The organism is Desulfosporosinus acidiphilus SJ4 (assembly GCF_000255115.2).
GTDB lineage: Bacteria > Bacillota > Desulfitobacteriia > Desulfitobacteriales > Desulfitobacteriaceae > Desulfosporosinus > Desulfosporosinus acidiphilus.
This window is the reverse complement of record NC_018068.1, coordinates 2,688,980-2,707,595: the sequence shown is the minus strand read 5'-3', so window position 1 is coordinate 2,707,595 and position 18,616 is coordinate 2,688,980. Positions and strand designations below refer to the sequence as shown.

Below are 18,616 nucleotides of genomic sequence, written 5' to 3'. Positions count from 1 at the left end.
TACATGGAAACGGAGTCCGGGTTTCCGGAATATAGGCTGAGAACCTATATATTCAATAGTTTATGTGTTTCCAAACAACAGAATCTTTCATTGTTTTCCGGATTTCCGGAATAGTAACAAAGAAACCTGCAGATTTATCAGCCTGCGGGTTTTTATTTTTTTGGCACGGTTTTTGCTATTTAGAATATTTGAAATCAAATAACCAAGAAATATGTCGAATTACATGAAGAGAGGGAGGAGTATTTTAATTTGGGCTTCAGAAAGACTTCTTGATGTTGACTCTATCCAACAGAAAGCAGAAACGGAGGAGAGTAAAGAACGTGCGAAAACGATTTATGTCAGCGAATGAAGCGGTAGAGTTAATTCCACACGGCAGTACCATAGCCATTGATGGTTTTGTCGGGATTGGTCATCCGGAAGAACTCACCGAAGCGCTGGAAAAGAGGTTCCTTGAAACGGGTGAACCGCGAAATTTAACGTTGGTATATGCAGCCGGACAAGGAGATGGACGAGATAAAGGTTTGAACCACCTCGCCCACGAGGGATTGCTAAAACGTGTCGTCGGCGGGCATTGGAATCTGGCTCCTAAGTTGGGGAAAATGGCAGTTGAAGAAAAAATCGAAGCCTACAATTTTCCTCAAGGTGTTATAACGCACTTGTTTCGAGATATTGCCGCAGGCAAACCTGGAACCTTGACCCATGTGGGGTTGGATACCTTTGTCGATCCCCGTCTGGGCGGTGGAAGATTAAACAAAGTAACCCAAGAAAATTTAGTTGAACTTTTATCTGTCCAAGGTAAAGAATATTTGCTTTATCATAGTTTTCCAATCGAAATTGCACTTTTACGAGGTACGACATCTGATGAGGATGGAAATATATCTCTTGAGAAAGAAGCATTAACCTTAGAGGTGCTGTCTATTGCTCAAGCTGTAAAAAATAATGGGGGCCTTGTCATTGTTCAGGTTGAAAGGGTTGTTCGACGCGGAACTTTAAACCCTCGGGAAGTGATCATTCCAGGAATTTTGGTTGATGTGATTGTCAAAGCCAATCCTGACAGGCATATGCAGTCGTTTGCAGAACAATATAACCCTGCTTACAGCGGAGAACTTCGCTTACCACTCTCTCAACTTGAAACTATGCCTCTTGATGAACGAAAAGTTATTGCTCGCAGAGCTTATATGGAACTTAGCCTCGGAGCTGTCGTAAACCTGGGGATTGGAATGCCTGAAGGGATAGCAGCCGTTGCAACAGAAGAGGGAACGTTAGATGAAATGAACCTGACTTTAGAATCCGGAGGAATCGGAGGGGTTCCCGCAGGCGGATTGAGTTTCGGGGCCAGCTTTAATCCGGATTGTATTATCGATCAGCCGTACCAATTTGATTTTTACGATGGTGGAGGGCTGGATATAGCGTTTTTGGGAATGGCTCAAGCGGACGCCCAGGGAAATGTGAATGTCAGCAAGTTTGGACCGAGGATTGCCGGTGCCGGTGGTTTTATCAACATCACTCAGAATGCCAAAAAAGTAGTATTTTGCGGAACCTTTACAGCCGGTGGACTCGAGGTAGCGGTTACAGAGGGCAGTCTAAACATTATTAACGAGGGGAAAATTCCTAAATTCATAGAAGAGGTAGAACAGATTACCTTTAGTGGTCATTATGCGAGGAAGAATGGCAAGAAAGTAATATATATCACTGAACGAGCCGTATTCTCCCTGAGTGAAGAAGGTCTGATCCTTAAGGAAATTGCACCGGGGATTGATGTGGAAAAAGATGTATTATCCCTGATGAGTCCCCGTCCCAGAATATCGTCTGAACTGAAAGAAATGGATCACCGGATCTTTAATCTTGGTTTGATGAAGTATGAAAAAACGTATATGGAGTGTGTGGCAAAATGAGAACCAAAGATCGCGTAACTTTAATAACCGGTGCTGGTCAAGGCTTGGGAAAAGCCATAGCAATAACGTTTGCCCGTGAAGGGGCAAAACTGGCAATCAATGATGTTCGCTTCAATGAAAAACAAGCCCTTGAGACGATTACAGAATTGAGAGAGCTGGGAGCTGAAGCAGAACTTTTTCTTGCAGATGTAAGTAATGAGGCTGAAGTTGAAGAGATGACGAGGAACGTTTTGGAACGCTTCGGCCGTATTGATATTTTAGTTAATAATGCAGGAATTAATCGAGACGGTTTAATCCATAAAGCAGAGAAATCAAAGTGGGACGCAGTCATAGCGGTCAATCTCACCGGCCCTTTTCTCTGTACTAAAGCAGTCTTACCTTCCATGGGCCAGCAAAATTACGGCCGGATTGTAAATATTTCTTCAGTAACCGCCAGAACAGGAGTTGCCGGAACGGGGTATTACGCAACGGCTAAGACGGGACTGATTGGGTTAACGAAAATAACTGCTGCGGAAAATGCCAAAAAGGGCATTACAGTCAATGCAGTTGCTCCCGGCTATATCAAAACCTCAATGATGATGACTTATCCGGAAGATGTCCTTAACGGAATTATTGCTAAAATTCCGGTGGGGCGTTTTGCCGAACCTCAAGAGATAGCCGAAGCTGTACTTTTTCTGGCAGAGGACACTTCCGGTTATGTAACTGGCTCTGTCTTAGATATCAACGGCGGCTTCCACTTTTAAGCACGGGATGCCTACAAGCACTGGTGACTGGAAATCATTATGGTTTTGTGTTCGTTTATTTATGCAGGAGGTAAATTATGAGACAAGTCGTAATCGTAAGTGCAGTAAGGACACCCATTGGCAGTTTTGAAGGAGCTTTATCTCAAATTCCCGCAGCCGAACTTGGAGCTGTTGTCATAAAGGAAGCAATTAAACGTGCCGGTCTAAAGCTTGACCAAGTCGAAGAAGTGATTATGGGGAATGTGTTATCGGCAGCCCAAGGACAAAATCCTGCTCGTCAAGCCGCAATGAAAGCAGGTGTTCCCCAAGAAGTTCCTGCCTGGACTGTAAGCAAAGTATGCGGATCAGGCTTAAAGGCCGTGATCTGTGCGGCACAGGCAATTCTAAGCAATGATGCGGATATTGTTGTTGCCGGTGGAATGGAAAGCATGTCTCAGGCAAGCTATGCTTTGCCCAAAGCCCGGAATGGCTATCGCATGGGGAATCATGCAGTGATCGATACCATGATTAATGATGGTTTGACCGATGCCTTCCATAACATCCATATGGGAGTTACGGCAGAAAATATTGCTGAACACTATGACATTTCCCGGGAGGAACAAGACAAGTATGCGGTATCCAGCCAAAACCGTGCCGAAGCCGCAATTAAGTCGGGAAAATTCAAAGATGAAATCATCGCTGTCCCTGTCCCGCAACGGAAGGGTGAAACAATCTTGGTTAATCAAGATGAATTCCCGCGTTTCGGTGCTACCTATGACGGGTTAGCAAAATTAAGACCGGCATTTAAAAAAGATGGCACCGTTACAGCGGGAAATGCTTCCGGAATCAATGACGGTGCGGCCGCAGTCGTAGTCATGTCTATGGAAAAAGCAGAGGAGCTTGGTTTGACTCCACTGGCAACGATTACTTCGTGGGCTTCTGCCGGCGTGGATCCGCTGATCATGGGAACCGGTCCAATTCCGGCCTCGCGCAAAGCTTTGGCAAAAGCTAACCTGAAGATTGAAGACATCGACCTTATTGAGGCCAACGAGGCTTTTGCATCTCAAACTTTAAGCGTGGCCAGGGAACTTCTACTCGATGCTGACAAAACGAATATCAATGGTGGAGCTATAGCGTTAGGGCATCCTATTGGTGCCTCGGGAACAAGAGTCTTGGTCACATTGCTTCATGAAATGAAAAAGCAGCAAGTCAAACGTGGCCTAGCAACGTTGTGCATTGGCGGCGGTCAAGGTATAGCCATGATTGTAGAAAGGTAATAAATAAAGGGGGATTTATATGTTAGCAGTACTTGGGATTTTGCTAAGCTTGGGACTTCTGATGTTCATGGCTTATAAAGGATATTCCGTTATCTTCTTCGCTCCGGTGTTTGCCCTCCTAGCAGCAGTACTATCGGGAATGGCCATTATGCCGACTTACACTGAAGTGTTTCTCCCCAATTTGGCCAGTTATGTAAAAGTTTACTTTCCATTCTTTCTCCTTGGAGCTGTGTTCGGTAAAGCGATGGAGGAATCCGGTGCAGCGAAAGCCATTGCTAAAGCTATTGTTCAGAAGTTAGGTAAAAAACAAGCGATGCTCTCGGTGGTTTTATCATGTGCAATTCTCACCTATGGCGGGGTCAGTCTTTTTGTGGTTGCCTTTGCCGTTTACCCCTTTGCTGCTTCGATTTTTAAAGAAGCGGATATTCCCAAACGCTTAATCCCGGCAACGATTGCCTTAGGTGCCTTTACCTTCACGATGGATGCTCTGCCGGGTACACCGCAGATTCAAAATACTATCCCCATGAAATTTTTTAATACGGATTTATATGCTGCCCCGGTGTTTGGAACAGCAGGAGCGATTATCATATTTGTGGTTGGCATTCTTTATCTTGAATGGCGTAAAAGGAAAGCCCAGGCGGCCGGTGAAGGATATGGCCTTCATGCGAATGAACCGGAACTGGTTGAAGACCAAAATCTGCCCAATGCCTTATTGGCAACAATACCTCTAATTTCCGTACTTGTTGTTACATTATTATTACAAAAAGTTGTTTTTCCCCAATGGGATATTGCTTCATGGGTTACAAAGGCTCCCTATAGTATTCCTAAAGATGGCGTGGTCGGAACTATGAACAACTGGGCCTTAATCATTGGTTTAGCGGCGGGCACATTTATTGCTTTAGTGCTTAATCCAAAGCGAATTAATGGCAATGTCGCTAAAGCAATTAATGCCGGCGCTATCGGTTCTTTACTCGCGGTTATGAATACAGCATCCGAAGTAGGATATGGTAATGTTATTAAAACACTTCCTGGTTTCAACTCCATTGCCCATGCTCTCATGAACATCAATCACGGCGGCAGTCCGTTATTATCTGAAGCCGTTACGGTGAATACTTTAGCAGGGGTAACCGGTTCAGCCTCTGGTGGAATGAGTATAGCACTTGATACCTTTGGCAAAGACTATCTGGCTTGGGCCCATAAAGCTAATGTGAGCCCGGAACTCTTGCACCGTGTTGCCTCCATGGCTTCCGGCGGGATGGATACCCTGCCGCATAATGGTGCGGTAATTACCCTCCTGGCGATCAGCGGCTTAACCCATAAGCAGTCCTATAAAGACATCTTTGCAATTACCTTAATAAAGGCAAGCACAGTATTTGTTTTGATTGGAATCACCACTATATTCCGTTTTGCTTAAGAAATGAAGTAAATTTAAATAGCTTTTTCCTAGACGTAAGTGAAGTCTTAGCGTCTCGGAATTTTGGAAGATCGCACCACTAATTTGCGGAAAGTGCAGCAAACTACAGTAACTAACCAACATGGAGAAATTGTTGTGAATGGTACGGCGGTTTTCAAGAAATGCTCTTGAGGAGATAATTAGGAGTTAACAGGGGGAGGGTAGATATTAACTGCCTTCCCCATATTGTTGTCCTTCCGAACCTCAGAATAAGAAGAAGTGGATAAACACATATTCAAACCCCATTGATTAATTTTTTTTCTGCTTTCCAAGCCAGGGGGGCGAGTAGTCTGATACCCCATAAAAATAAATTATATGATAAAATGTTAATAAATGAACTATATAGGGGTTAGAAATGGAGTATTTACAAATCATATTATTATGAAGGGAAATGTATAAAAGCCACAGCATGTATAGGAGTAGTAGGTATCAATAAGGTAACAAATGTAAGCTTTGATTACTTTTTAAAATATGCTGACTTGGCATTATAAAATGGCTCTTATCAAGTTTTTGTGGAACATCAACCAGGATATTTTACGATGTTGAGGAACTGAAGGAGGCAATCCATTGATTAACCAAAAGGAGGTCATGTTCAGTTATGGATAAACTTAGGTATCCCATCGGTCAATTTAATATGTCAGAAGATGTTAGTCTGGATCAAGTTGAGAATTTGATTGCTCAAATCGAGGTTTTGCCACGTTTGCTTGCTGATTCGGTTAAAGATTTGAGTAAGGAACAATTAAATTCATCCTACAGGCCAGGGGGATGGACGATCCGGCAAGTTGTTCATCATATAGCAGATAGTCATATGAATGGTTACATAAGATTCAAACTCGCACTGACTGAGAATAACCCTACAATAATGCCGTATAACGAAGCGTTATGGGCAGAGCTTGAAGACGCACGAACATTACCAGTCGAGGTTTCTCTGAAGCTTATCGAAACTCTACATGAAAGATGGGCTTTTTTAATGAGGTCGTTATCAGGCACCGAACTTAATTGTCAATTTCGCCATCCAGAGGCCGGAGACGTAAGCCTTAGAAAGGGAATTGGGTTATATGCCTGGCATGGTAATCATCATTTAGCACACATTACTAACTATATTGGCCTTTAGCTTTCCACACCCCCTATACTTAGATTTTTAGATCTAAAGAAGGAAATGATAAACTATGATTCAACTTAACACGAATAAAGATAAAGAAATGGCTCCGACTTGTCCTCTTTGTCATGGTATAGGACAGAAGGTTCGCAAAATTACAGTTCAGCATCAGGTAAAACAGGGTTTTAAAGTTGAAGGCGAACAGTTTTTCCTCTGTACAACTCCCGAATGCGATGTTGCCTATTATACTCAAAATAAGAAGACAATCCCCCAAGAACAATTGATTAATAAGATCTGGCTTAAGGAAGTTCCTCCTCCCGTTTCAATTTGTTATTGTGCAAACGTTACGGAGGATGAAATTTTATATCATGTGGCGATCGCAAAATGTTGCTCTTCTCTGGACGATATTAAAAAGCATACTGGGGCAAATACTGGGCACGAATGTCTTACTAAAAATCCGGCAGGTGCCTGATGTTCTTCTGTTGTGCAATCGGTGATTGCCAAAGGTCTCGCTTTAAGGAAAGTAACAAAAGGCCAGTAGTAGGTTAGTAGTGTATATTCTGGGCATGTTTTCGCAGATATTACCTTCATTTGAAAGACAATATTGGAAATGGAGTGTGTCAAATGCAGTATACGCAATTTGGAAAAACGGGACTTAACGTTTCTAGGTTTGGGCTGGGTTGTATGCGATTCCCATCGAGCGAGAAAGATGCAATTGAAATGGTTAGGTATGCACTAGATCATGGGGTGAACTACATTGATACCGCTTACATGTATAAGGATAGCGAAATAATAACTGGAAAAGCTCTCAAAGATGGTTACAGAAATAAAACTTTCATAGCAACGAAAAACCCTATCTGGCACATAAGTAAGCATGAGGATTTTGAAAAATATTTGGATGAAGAACTAAAACGTCTTGGAACAGAATACATTGATGTTTATCTGCTGCATAACTTAAGTCATGATAATTGGGAGAAGGTTAGAAAATTTGACGGCTTTAGTTTCCTAGACAAGATGGTTCAAAAAGGGAAAATAAGGCATAAGGCTTTTTCCTTTCATGGAACTTTATCGGCATTTAAAGAAATCGTAGATACTTTTGACTGGGAGATGGCGCAAATCCAATTAAATATTTTGGATGAAACTTTACAGGCAGGGGTCGAAGGCTTAAAATATGCGGCGGATAAAGGAGTCGCCATGGTCATCATGGAGCCGTTAAGAGGAGGATTCATGCTTAATAATGTCCCCGAGGAAGTATACGATTTAATTAGTCATTATCCGGAAAAACGTTCACTTGTTGAGTGGTGTTTCCGCTGGCTCTATAATATGCCTGAAGTATCGGTCATTTTGAGTGGAACAAATACTTTGGAACAGTTAAAAGATAATTTGAGAATCTTTAACGATTCCGCACCGAATGTAATGACAGAAGAGGATCAAAATCTCATTAAAAAGATAAGGGGAATTTTTGAGTCGAAAAATAGCATTGGCTGTACAGGCTGCAGATATTGTATGCCCTGCCCCCAAGGTGTCAGTATTCCTGAAATATTCCGTCTCTATAATAGTAACCAGCTTATGAAATCCCACTGGGTAGACAAAGGGGTCTATCGTATTAGTTTGTTGCCTTCAGGTTCCGGTGCCGATCAATGTATATCTTGCGAACTTTGTATGGAACAATGCCCACAGGGTCTAAATATACCCATTTTACTTAAAAAAGTTCACGAGGAATTCACGGCCCAGCCCTAAATAACTTTTGACAAGAGAATGGGCTGGAACAGTAAAAACGGGAAACACTGATATCATTTCACAACAATTTATCCAGGCACATTGGCAATTTTTAACTACCACTAATCGCTATATCTTAAGCCTCGGAAGGTTGGTTATGGAAGAAAAGTTGAAAGGGTATTATGCAAGTAACATTTCATATGGGGGCGTTTTGGACTCGCTCGGGGAAGCAGTGACAAAAGTTGCGCGTCGAGATTCCACCTGGTCTCGTTAAACGGTGGACCAAAATAGTTAACGAAAATAATTACGCCCTAGCTGCCTAAGTGCTGTTAGCATCCTGCTTTCAAGACCTACGATGAAGGGCCAGGGTGTCAATTTAGTAGGACGCTCAAATTCAATGCTCGAAGACATTAGCTAAGATGATCGAGCTAGTCTGAAATGAATCCTTGCCTTTAGGAGTCATTAACGGTGAAGGTTAAATTAAAGGACACACGCGTAGACGCTTTTGTGGCAGCTCTTCGATACAGGGGCGCAAATCCCCTCGTCTCCGCCAAATAAGTACTCAATAATTGATACAATTAATAACATAAAAAGTCCAGCAATGCTGGGCTTTTCGGCGTTTATGGGTAATTTAAGCATCACTTTGTGATATGCTCCCTTTATGGTAGACAGTTAAAATAATAAAACTGTTATCATAAGGAGGAGCTTTTTTTGTCCCATAGATCAAGAGTATCAGGGTCAGAAAAAATAGCGGCAATTGAAAAGTATCTTCGTGGAGAAGATACACTATCTCATTTAGCAAGTCTTCTAGGTGTTGATTTTAAATCCGCCCAGCAATGGCTTCAAACATACCATTCACTAGGTCCAAATGGACTAATTAATACATCTAAGAATACTGCCTATTCTGTGGAACTTAGAACTTCAGCTGTCAAAGATTATTTGGTGGGCGGTGGTTCCTACATGGATATATGTAGGAAATATGGTATTAAATCAACTTGCCAGTTACGTTACTGGTGTTTGTTGTAAGATAAAAGTACCGAAAGTTGCAAGTTAAAATTCCAGAGTGTTGCAATTGGAAATTCCATAGTATTGCAAAATCCATTGCAGGCATAAACCATAGCCTATATCCTTGTATCTGTTGAAGAGAGGATACAAGGAGGAAAGGAGAATGCTTACAATGGACAAGGTTCATGATATCAGATTCCGTTACTTCGTGAAAGGAGAAAACATTTCTCAAATTGCAGATACTCTACACTTGGACTGGAAGACGGTACAGAAGTATGTCGATAAGACGGATTTTAACAAACCAGCCCCCAAGCCGGCTTCAAATCAACGTTTCTGTCCTAAACTAGATCCCTACAAGTCAACCATTGATAAGTGGCTTGAAGAGGATAAACAGGCACCTCGAAAACAGCGGCATACTGCCAAGAGAGTCTTTAACCGTCTTAAGAAGGAGTTCGCTGGTTTTAATTGCTCATATAGGACCGTTGCCAACTACTATGCCGTAAAGCACAAGGAGCTTTTCAATAGTGCCAAAGGCGGATTCCTTCCGCTAGAGCACCGTCCAGGTGAGGCACAAGTCGATTTTGGGACAGCCGACTTTTATGAAAATGGTACCCGAAAAACAGGAAAGTATCTTGAAGTGTCATTTCCCTATAGCAACAAAGGTTACTTGCAACTCTTTTATGGTGAAAATATGGAATGTCTCCTGGAGGGGCTTGACGCTATTTTTCGGCACATTGGTGGAGTCCCTGAAGAATTATGGTTTGACAATACCAAAACCATTGTCACCAAAGTCCTCCGAGGTGGCGGGCGTGAGACCACGGAACGGTTTGACCGTTTTCAGGAACACTACCGGTTCCAAGCGGTCTTCATGAACCCTGGCGAAGGTCATGAAAAAGGTTATGGAAAGTGTGAGATAATGTATAGTAAGGTCGTGGATGTACCATTTTTACAGGTAGTTGCGCCGTTTTACTTTACATTATCTACACAGTATTATTTAGAAAAAGACTTTAGCCATTCTAATAAATCGTCATTGGCTAACCATATCGGTGTTGCTTCTGGTGTTACATCCGTATAAGCTTTTTCAATTGCTGCGCGCTTTTGACGGGAATCTGTTCTAGCATAAACCTCTGTGACCTGGATAGATGTGTGTCCAAGAATATCACGTATATATACCAGATTGACACCCGACTGAAGCAAATGCATGGCCTTGGAGTGCCTTAAAGTGTGGCAACTTAACTTTTCTGGTATCATGGATGGATTTTTGGTCCTGGCCTGCATCGCATATTTGGCTAGTATGTAATTTACTCCGGCACGAGTGAGCTTTTCCTTCCGGCTGTTGCTAAATAATGGGTACATATTCGCATATGGTTCCAGAAGCTTTTGCTCTGCCATATACATTTTGAGAAATTTCATCTGTGCATCAAGAAGCGGAACGATCCTAGCCTTATTACCTTTTCCAATCAATTTTATTGTACAAGGTACATCAAAGCGCACCATAGAAGGTGTCAAATCTATGATTTCCTGGACACGTGCGCCACTGTCATACATAAGTGACAATAATGCAAGGTCTCTTCGCCCATTACGGGTTAAACGATCCGGTTCTTCAAGAAGTAACCGGATACCTTCCAATGAAAGATAATTAATAGATGTCTTTTCTGTCCTTTTTACCGGAATAGAGAGTATTCTCTGCCATTCCAGCAGGTTTTCTGGGCACTGGTATTGTAGGTAATGAAAAAAAGAATGCAGGGCAGCAAGGCGTACATTTCGTGTTGCTGTACAACAATGCCGGGATTCCTCAATCCAGTCCAGAAAATCCACAATATTTTCTTTAGTTAATTGTTTGAGTAACAGCTTGTTGGCTGGAATTCCTTTCTCATCTTTCATAAATGTTAGAAAGAGAATAAACGTATCTTTATAGGATGCAATGGTATTTTTACTAACACCTTTTTCACCGGGTAGATAACAGATCAGGAAATCGGTCAATCTCTTCGAGAAATCAGTTGGTTTCATGGCAGTCTACCTCAGGAAAAGCATAAGCACAGATATTGTTAACATTGGAAATTATCTCAGGATACATCTCAGATGTCAGCCTAACATATTTTTCGGTTGCCTCCAGGGACTGGTGTCCTAGATATTCAGAGAGTATTGGAAGAGAGTAATAAAGGTCTAAACCAGCCTTTGCCATTGCCGCCAGCGAATGTACGCTAAAAACGTGGCGGATATCGTGCAAGCGTGGCCCCTGACCTTTCCCGCCATGAGGAATACCTGCTTCCCAGAGGACTTTCCTAAACCATTCATAGATAGCTTTCGGATTACATCTGCGCCCATTACGTTTCACAAAAAAGTAATCTTCAGGCCCCTGTACGACTTGTAAGGAATCTCTGTATTGCCTGCAAACGTTAGCAAGTGAATCAGAGAAAGGAATCATCCGATCCTTGCCATTTTTGCTTTTCCGGATAATTAGGTATTGTTCAGTTAGGTTTACGTCTTTCACTTTTAGAGATACCGCTTCACCGATGCGAATTCCCGTACCGTATAACATGCGTAAAAGTGCAGGAATTACATTGACTGCCGAATCCATAAAGTTATCCAATTTTAATCGTTCACTGGCTGCAAAGACGGACCTCATCTCCTCTTTGGAGAAAATGTATGGTGTAAAAGTGCTTTTGTAAGCCTTAGGTAGCCGAGGAATATATGAAGGATACCCTGAATCATTGAGGAAAGAGGAAAACTGTATCAGATACATAACTCTTTTGTAACAGGTACTATCCGACTCATTCGGGCGTTTCACTGCCCACTTATCGGCCAGCTCCTTAGTAATGCCAATCTCGGTCTCCCCGTTTCTGATGGTAAACTGATCAAAGATGTAATAGGTGCTTTCAGCATCTTTAAACTTATAGCCCAAGTTTCTTTTGAGATCGATGTATTGCTTAATCAAAATAGCATATATGCCCTTGTATCTGCTCATCTGCCCGAACCTCTTTCATAAAAAGAGCGTGAGACAGGCGGCACTTCCAAGGCACACTGGCGCAGAGAGTTCATATCAATTCTAAGATAGATCCGGGTACTTTCTGTGTTCTTATGCCCCAGTACTTCGGAAATGACAGGCAAAGGTGTCTTTTTCTCAAGCAGGACTCCGGCTAGGCTGTGACGGAGTGCATGGGGACCGTGTTTACGTTCCTTTTCGTAATGAATATCTGCCCTTCTTAGATAAAAGCACACGATGCTATGGAGGGTTGATCGGTTGAGCCTGTCATACGGGGGAGTTACATGAAGGAATATGAAGGGTACATTTGAACTAGGTCTTCCGTATTTTAAATAGTCGATGATGGCTTCACCGATTTCGGTTAGCAGTGGAAGTTCTATTCCGGATTTGGTTTTTTGTTGGTACAGGACAATAAGATTCTTTTCCCATAGGATGTTTTCAAAGGTAAGATTACAAACGTCGGAGGCTCTGAGTCCCAAACGTGCTGTAATTAATACCATTGCATAATCCCGTTTTCCCTTTGGACTACTCCTATCAATAGCAGCTAATAAAGCTTTGACTTCTTTTTGGGAATAAGTCGAAGGAAGTTTTGGCTGCTTAACATATTTATCCTTTGGGAGCAACCGGGAACAATCTATTTCGGCTAGTCCCTGATCATAAATATATCGGAGATACCCTTTAACGATTGATAGGTTCCTATGTCTGGTATAGGGAGTAAAGAAGCCCATCTGATTAGCATAATTCAGAAGAAACAACTGATTTATTGAATTTAGCTCTGTAATTCCATGATCATTAAGATAATTGAGCAAACGCCGCAAATTGCTCTTGTACTCTTCAACCGTTTCTCGTGAAATTCCATAAGATTTTTTGTAATCAATGTAAGATAACATAGTCTTACCGATAGATCCAAGCAGTTCCCGGAATTTCTGGTTCCTTCTGAATTTCACAGTTCTAGTCTCTAGGAATTCTGTCAGTACGTTGGCGCATTGGATAATAGTTTTCTCCCAACGGTCAAGATTATCATAGCCTCTGGTTCCAATTAGGTGGTAAATGAATGCCTCACCAACAGACGCATTATAGTATTGTAGATCATTGTCTCTCATAAATACGGCTACTTTTTGCCATGCGGAACGATATTGACTAATTCTCGAATCGGAATAGGCAAGTTTTTGGAGATAGTTGACGACTTCACCCGTCAATATCTCAAGTGTCATTTGATTTTCCTTCATTAAAGCTAATACCCCCTTAATTGATTTAAGCACACCGCTTGAATCAACTATAGAGGACAATAATGTAAAGTAAAGCGACAAAATTCTCAGTGTAATTGAGTATTTAACCACCTTACTTTACATTATCTCACACTTTCCATAACCTTTTTAATGTAAAGCTTTACATTAAAAAGGCAATGTGGAAAACAAAGTGGGTTACCAGAGACGCAACTTCCTTGTTCCGCTACCGCATTTCATGAAGCTCTCTGATTTCAACCGGCAGCTTCTCAAGCTGTGTGAGGAAGATGCCATGAGGGAACATTACCGCCATAATGATACGATTGAGGAACGGTTTGCTGAGGATTTAAAACACTGCCATGCCCTTCCTGATATCGAGTTCGATCTCAGCGGCAAAGGAACGGTTACTACCAATAACTGGGGCAAATTTTATCTGAACAAAGGAATGCATGAGTATTCGGTTTCGCCGAAACATGCAAACGTTGCGGTTAACTTGAAACTGACCTCATCGCACGTCATTGTGATGGATGAAAACCTTCGTGAAATTGTAAGACACCGCCGTCTTTATGGCGATAATAAACAACAGAGTATGGACTGGCTTCCCTATCTCAGACAACTTTCTATACGTCCACGGGCCTTGAAATATTCCGGTATCTATGACCTTATGCCGACTGCCATGAAACAGTTCTTTGAAGGCTGCACCAACTCGGAAACCGGTAAAGTTCTTAAAGTTCTAGCTGAACTGACGGGCAGAACCGGCTTTGACAGTGCACTCAATACCGTCGGCCAGGCGCTCTGTTACGGCGCATCGGATGCGGACAGTCTTAAGAACCTCTACCGTCGTATTTATGCTGATGTACCGGAACTTCCGCCGATGCCCTTGAGTCCGGAAATACCAAAGGTCGCTCAGATGCCAACGAACCTCGTCACTTACGATGTCTTCCTAAGAAAGGGAGGTAACGTAAATGCTTGAAGAAGAGATCATTTACTGCTGTAAGAAACTAAAGTTGAGCCACAATCTCGCCGATATGGCTCAGACGACGGAAGGACAATCCCATCAGGACTATTTACATAAACTCTTGTCCGCAGAACTAAAGAACCGTGAACAAGGGCGTATAGCTAAACTGATGAACAGTGCAGGCTTTTATAGCATTAAGACCTTTGACGGATTCCGATTTGATGAAATAACGCTTCCCTCCGGTCTGACACCGGAAAACCTAAAATCGTTGAACTTTATTAAAGAAAAGAAGAACATCATAATGTATGGCCGAACAGGAACGGGAAAAACTATGCTTTCCACTGCGCTCGGTGTAACCGCCTGCCAGAAAGGTATTCCCGTCCGATTCTACCGTACGGCAGCCCTGGTCAACCAGCTTTCGGAAGCCAAGAAGGCCGGGACCCTTGGAATACTGTTGAAAAAATTGAATAAAGCATCCGTCATTATCCTCGATGAGTGGGGCTATGTACCTTATGACCGCACCGGTGCCCAGTTACTCTTTGACTATCTTTCTGAGATCCATGAGCAGAAATCGGTCATCCTGAACACAAACCTGGAGTTTTCCCGGTGGGTCAATGTACTCTATGATGAACAAATGACCGCTGCCCTTGTCGGCCGGCTCATGCATCATTGTTATCTTCTCCTCTTTCCAGGAGAGAATAACCGGCTAAGGGAGTCCAGCATCAATGAGCTTTACCAATCGATAGCCTCAACAGATAAATCGGAGGATCAATGACATGATCATTAACAAAACGGTGATTAGAGATCTTGAACATAAATTCAGGAGGTCTTTTCCTGCTGACCTTAAAAAGTATTTACTTGTGAACTATGCAAACGAGCCGTTTCCGTATGAATTTACCGAACAGGATCTTTACGCTAATATCCAGAAAGACATCCATGATTATGAAGCTGGGACGTTGGATGTTACAGTAAAAAGCCCGTCCGAACGCTGGGCTGAAGAACGTGAATACCTACAAGACCTGTGCATTGAAAAATTCCGTGAGATCTGCATTCTTAAGGAGTACATTTCTGAACTGGAACACAAACTTTTAGAACACGGCCTAGAACCCTCCCAAATGGTGAAACAACGGGTTAAATATGAAGCCGAATCATTGCCTTATTAACCACATTGAGGTGACAAATGTCTGCAAAGAATCTATTTCCCTGCTAAGAAGTGGGGAAATAGAACTTGCAACATTGTGGAAAATGGAGTTGCAATACTATGGAAAAATTACTTGCAACTTTTAGGAAAAAGTTCTTGCAAAAAACAGTTACTGGATTTTAAAGTATAATAGTCATGAGAAGTTAATGTCTTCTGGAACAGGGGGAACACTAATCATGACTAAAGGACGAACAACGACTAACGATGAACGGATTGAAGTCGTTAATTACTGCATAGAACATCAATATAATTACGCTGAAACGGCACAGAAATTTCAGGTATCCTATCAGCAGGTTTATTCCTGGACCAATAAATACTTAAAAGATGGTGTGGAGGCACTTCAGGATAAACGCGGTAAAAGAAAATCGGAAGATGAGATGTCCGAAGTAGAGAAACTACGGGCACAGAACAAGTTACTTGAGACTGATAATAGAAGAAAGCAAATGGAGATTGATTTACTAAAAAAGCTGGACGAGATAGAAAGGTGGCGGTTTTAAGCCAAGTAAGACATGAAACGATCTATTACGCCGTACGTAATCTTCATGACACAAAATCATATCCTATAAGGGAACTTTGTGAAATTATTGGTATCCAGCGTCTTCATACTATAAATGGCTGAACAGGAAAGAAAGCGATAATGAGAAGTTCAACAAGGAGCTACTTCCAATCATTAAGGAGGCCTATGAGGAACGGAACGGTATCCTTGGATATCGCCAGATGACCACGAAACTTAATCGTGAACATCATCTTCGTGTTAATCATAAACGGGTATATAGACTCATGCATATCCTAAATCTAAAATCGGTGTGTCGCAGGAAACGAAAGAATTACATCAAATCAACGCCTGAAATCACAGCAGAAAATGTTCTAAACAGAGAGTTCGAATCCAATGAATTCGGAACAAAATGGCTCACTGACGTTACTGAAATGAAGTTTAGCCTTCAACGCAAGGCTTATCTCAGTGCCATCCTTGATCTGGCAGATAAAAGTATTGTTTCTTATGTGAGTCAATTTCATAATGTTTAATTGTTAAAGCTCAGACCTTCAGAATTTCGTTAGTAACATTTTTTGAAGATTTATGCTGCAGCTATACGTTTGAACTTGTTCAATCGGTCTACGGCTAATTTGCAGAGGGTATAGGTCAGGATAGAAAACTCGAAATCGACTTTGGCTACGTTTCCTCGATGTCGAATGTTGTTTAACTGAAAGTACTCTTTGAGATAAGCATTAACACGTTCTACGGCTGTTCTCTGTTTATAGAGTTCAAAGTAGCGCCCACTTCCTCTGGCTGGAACGGTGTATTTTCTGGGGTCTGAGGAAACCTTAACCTTGAATACCTTTTGACACTGGTTGTTTTCTTTCAGAGGACACTCTTTGCACTCCTTGGGTTGAGTATATTTCAACGTGTCGTATCGGGAATCATAGCTATCATATCGGTAGGAATGACCTTCTTGACACTTAGGGCAAAAGTATTTGTCCTTGTCTTCAGGTAGTTGTTCATTGCGTGGATTGTAATCAATCAGGGCCCTTGACCCCATGGCTTTTGCTTGTTGGTAAATTGAGCTGTAATCGTAACCAGCATCCAAAAGCGAATAGGAAGGCTTCAGCTGGGGGTGAAGTTCATGAAGAGCCTTGAGTAGAGGAATCGCCATTTTGCCATCATTGACATTTCCCGAGGAAAGTAAGGACTTTAAAATGTATTGGCTTTTACAGTCCACGAGAAGATGACCTTTGAACCCGAACCAAAAGACGTTTTTGCCCTCGGAGTTTTTCTTAATTCCCCAGTGAGGATCTTGCGGGATTTGCTGTTCGATCGTCTTGAAATCAAGAGGAAGTTGAGCTTCAATTTTCTTCTCAAAGAGGGGTCGATTCTCTTCCAGTTCCTGTTGTTCTTTGAGCCATTTCTCCCGTTCCGATTTGGGTTTTCGTCCGCGTTTTTTGGAGGTTTGCTTGACCGGAATCTCTTCGTCTTTCTTTTTCTCAGGTTTACGGTCTCTCGCTTCAATATGAGTAGCATCGATGGCTATAACATCCCCATCGATGAAGCCTTCTTGAAACGCCTGAGAGACTAGTTCATTTTGAATTTTTTCCAAAGCAGAAGAACCCTTGATTTTTTGAATCATTCGAGTATAAGAGGACTCGCTAGGAACTGCATCAGCCATCGTAAAGCCGCAGTCGAAACGGAATTCCAAGCTGTTTTTTAATCGTTTTCGTAAATCTTTGATCGTAGGAATTCGTTCGATCACTCGAATGAATAAAGAATAGATCATGGCTGAATAGTTAAGCGTGGTTGGAGCTCCCAAAAATGCCCTTTTTGAAACCACTCTCAACAAAGGAGTAATATTCAGCGGTTCCAATAGAAGCGGATACGATTCTTTCGGTGACATTTCTAAGATTTCTTCCAAGGAAAATAGACGTTCTTGGCGAATACTAAACATTGGGAGTTCTCCTTTCAACCTCTCGGTGTTTGTTTGGTCACTTACACTTTCGAGATTTTGGGGAGGTACTCCTTTTTTTACGGGTAAAAAGCCCGCTTATATCAAGGGGTATGAATTATGAAACTAACTCATGTAATTGGACATTCCAACAATAATCAACTGGTTTTTAAAACGTTTGATATAGCCCACAAAACGTATCCTAATGCCAAACCTTTCTTTCATAGTGACCGTGGCTTTCAATATACGAATAAAATATTCAAGAAAAAATTAGACGATACAGGAATGACACAAGCATGTCAAGGGTATCCATCCACCTGGATGTGCTGCTTGTGCGGCTGTAGCAGTTGCTGGTTATGGCAGTATAGGATCTTTTTGTGCAGGTTATTGTGCTCATACGCTATAATCTTAATCGAGAAATATTATTTTAGGTTTAACTTGTAATTGTAATGGAGTTTTATGTGAGGATGGAACTATAATGTAGACCATAAGTTCCGCCTCACATAATAACTCCCAAAAAACTAAATAAAGTTATAACTCGCTAAAATGGGGGAGACATTTGAAAAATTTCGGTAAACTTTTTATGGGGCTCAGTTTGTTATCGTTAACTGTCGCGTATATAGTAAAGGGGATTTTTTAT

General features: G+C 41.9%; 17 protein-coding genes, 1 other RNA gene and 1 pseudogene. 15 read left to right on the top strand and 4 right to left on the bottom strand.

Translation table 11 applies throughout. The features are described 5' to 3' along the window. Positions 1–320 precede the first annotated feature (320 nt). The 10 genes and pseudogenes from DESACI_RS12410 to istA form a co-directional block, all read left to right on the top strand. Positions 321–1,895, top strand: a complete 1,575-nt coding sequence (locus DESACI_RS12410) for an acyl CoA:acetate/3-ketoacid CoA transferase (protein WP_014827537.1) — start codon at positions 321–323, stop codon at positions 1,893–1,895. Continuing rightward, positions 1,892–2,638, top strand: a complete 747-nt coding sequence (fabG, locus tag DESACI_RS12405; RefSeq protein WP_014827536.1) for a 3-oxoacyl-ACP reductase FabG — start codon at positions 1,892–1,894, stop codon at positions 2,636–2,638. Before DESACI_RS12410 ends, fabG begins: the two co-directional genes overlap by 4 nt. A gap of 77 nt (positions 2,639–2,715) precedes the next feature. Next, complete coding sequence (locus DESACI_RS12400; RefSeq protein WP_014827535.1) at positions 2,716–3,894, top strand: acetyl-CoA C-acetyltransferase; 1,179 nt, start codon at positions 2,716–2,718, stop codon at positions 3,892–3,894. 19 nt (positions 3,895–3,913) lie between these two features. Further along, the gene (locus DESACI_RS12395; RefSeq protein ID WP_014827534.1) at positions 3,914–5,308 is read left to right on the top strand and encodes a GntP family permease; all 1,395 of its coding nucleotides are present in this window, start codon (positions 3,914–3,916) and stop codon (positions 5,306–5,308) included. Positions 5,309–5,945: 637 nt separating this feature from the next. Next, positions 5,946–6,461 carry a YfiT family bacillithiol transferase gene (locus tag DESACI_RS12390; protein WP_014827533.1) on the top strand — a complete coding sequence of 172 codons (516 nt, stop codon included), beginning with the start codon at positions 5,946–5,948 and terminating at the stop codon, positions 6,459–6,461. Positions 6,462–6,516: 55 nt separating this feature from the next. After that, a complete protein-coding gene (locus tag DESACI_RS12385) occupies positions 6,517–6,987 on the top strand; it encodes a (2Fe-2S)-binding protein (RefSeq protein WP_242833048.1) in 471 nt (156 codons plus the stop codon). A gap of 83 nt (positions 6,988–7,070) precedes the next feature. Next, on the top strand, positions 7,071–8,186 hold the full coding sequence (locus tag DESACI_RS12380; RefSeq protein WP_014827531.1) for an aldo/keto reductase: 1,116 nt from the start codon (positions 7,071–7,073) through the stop codon (positions 8,184–8,186). Between the two features lie 181 nt (positions 8,187–8,367). Next, positions 8,368–8,718, top strand: a transfer-messenger RNA (tmRNA) gene (gene ssrA, locus DESACI_RS23685). Between the two features lie 158 nt (positions 8,719–8,876). Next, positions 8,877–9,191: a helix-turn-helix domain-containing protein gene (locus tag DESACI_RS12370; protein WP_014827530.1), complete on the top strand. Its 315-nt coding sequence runs from the start codon at positions 8,877–8,879 to the stop codon at positions 9,189–9,191. Between the two features lie 151 nt (positions 9,192–9,342). Beyond that, positions 9,343–10,137 (top strand): annotated as a pseudogene (gene istA, locus DESACI_RS12365) (IS21 family transposase); the annotation flags it as partial. 23 nt (positions 10,138–10,160) lie between these two features. Here the strand turns inward: istA and DESACI_RS12360 are convergent. Genes DESACI_RS12360 through DESACI_RS12350 form a run of 3 tightly spaced genes read right to left on the bottom strand, consistent with a single transcriptional unit; the run spans position 10,161 to position 13,385 of the window. Next, a complete protein-coding gene (locus DESACI_RS12360; RefSeq protein ID WP_014827528.1) occupies positions 10,161–11,180 on the bottom strand; it encodes a site-specific integrase in 1,020 nt (339 codons plus the stop codon). Beyond that, on the bottom strand, positions 11,167–12,138 hold the full coding sequence (locus tag DESACI_RS12355; protein WP_014827527.1) for a tyrosine-type recombinase/integrase: 972 nt from the start codon (positions 12,136–12,138) through the stop codon (positions 11,167–11,169). Before DESACI_RS12355 ends, DESACI_RS12360 begins: the two co-directional genes overlap by 14 nt. Further along, positions 12,135–13,385 carry a site-specific integrase gene (locus tag DESACI_RS12350; protein WP_014827526.1) on the bottom strand — a complete coding sequence of 417 codons (1,251 nt, stop codon included), beginning with the start codon at positions 13,383–13,385 and terminating at the stop codon, positions 12,135–12,137. The genes DESACI_RS12355 and DESACI_RS12350 overlap by 4 nt, the downstream gene beginning before the upstream one ends. A 235-nt stretch (positions 13,386–13,620) precedes the next feature. Here DESACI_RS12350 and DESACI_RS12345 point away from each other — a divergent pair, with 235 nt between their 5' ends. The 5 genes from DESACI_RS12345 to DESACI_RS12325 all read left to right on the top strand — a co-directional run bounded on the left by DESACI_RS12345 (position 13,621) and on the right by DESACI_RS12325 (position 16,567). Next, positions 13,621–14,355 (top strand): hypothetical protein, encoded by a 735-nt coding sequence (locus tag DESACI_RS12345; protein ID WP_242833047.1) that lies wholly within the window; start codon positions 13,621–13,623, stop codon positions 14,353–14,355. Then, positions 14,348–15,115, top strand: a complete 768-nt coding sequence (istB, locus tag DESACI_RS12340; protein ID WP_014827525.1) for an IS21-like element helper ATPase IstB — start codon at positions 14,348–14,350, stop codon at positions 15,113–15,115. The genes DESACI_RS12345 and istB overlap by 8 nt, the downstream gene beginning before the upstream one ends. Before the next feature lies 1 nt (position 15,116). Further along, a complete protein-coding gene (locus tag DESACI_RS12335; RefSeq protein ID WP_014827524.1) occupies positions 15,117–15,503 on the top strand; it encodes a hypothetical protein in 387 nt (128 codons plus the stop codon). Positions 15,504–15,717: 214 nt separating this feature from the next. Continuing rightward, positions 15,718–16,038 (top strand): helix-turn-helix domain-containing protein, encoded by a 321-nt coding sequence (locus DESACI_RS12330; protein WP_158310179.1) that lies wholly within the window; start codon positions 15,718–15,720, stop codon positions 16,036–16,038. A 118-nt stretch (positions 16,039–16,156) separates the two neighbouring features. Continuing rightward, positions 16,157–16,567 carry an IS3 family transposase gene (locus DESACI_RS12325; protein WP_083845586.1) on the top strand — a complete coding sequence of 137 codons (411 nt, stop codon included), beginning with the start codon at positions 16,157–16,159 and terminating at the stop codon, positions 16,565–16,567. 50 nt (positions 16,568–16,617) lie between these two features. Here DESACI_RS12325 and DESACI_RS12320 read toward each other — a convergent pair whose 3' ends face one another. Next, on the bottom strand, positions 16,618–17,979 hold the full coding sequence (locus DESACI_RS12320; protein WP_014826382.1) for an IS1182 family transposase: 1,362 nt from the start codon (positions 17,977–17,979) through the stop codon (positions 16,618–16,620). Positions 17,980–18,616 lie beyond the last annotated feature (637 nt).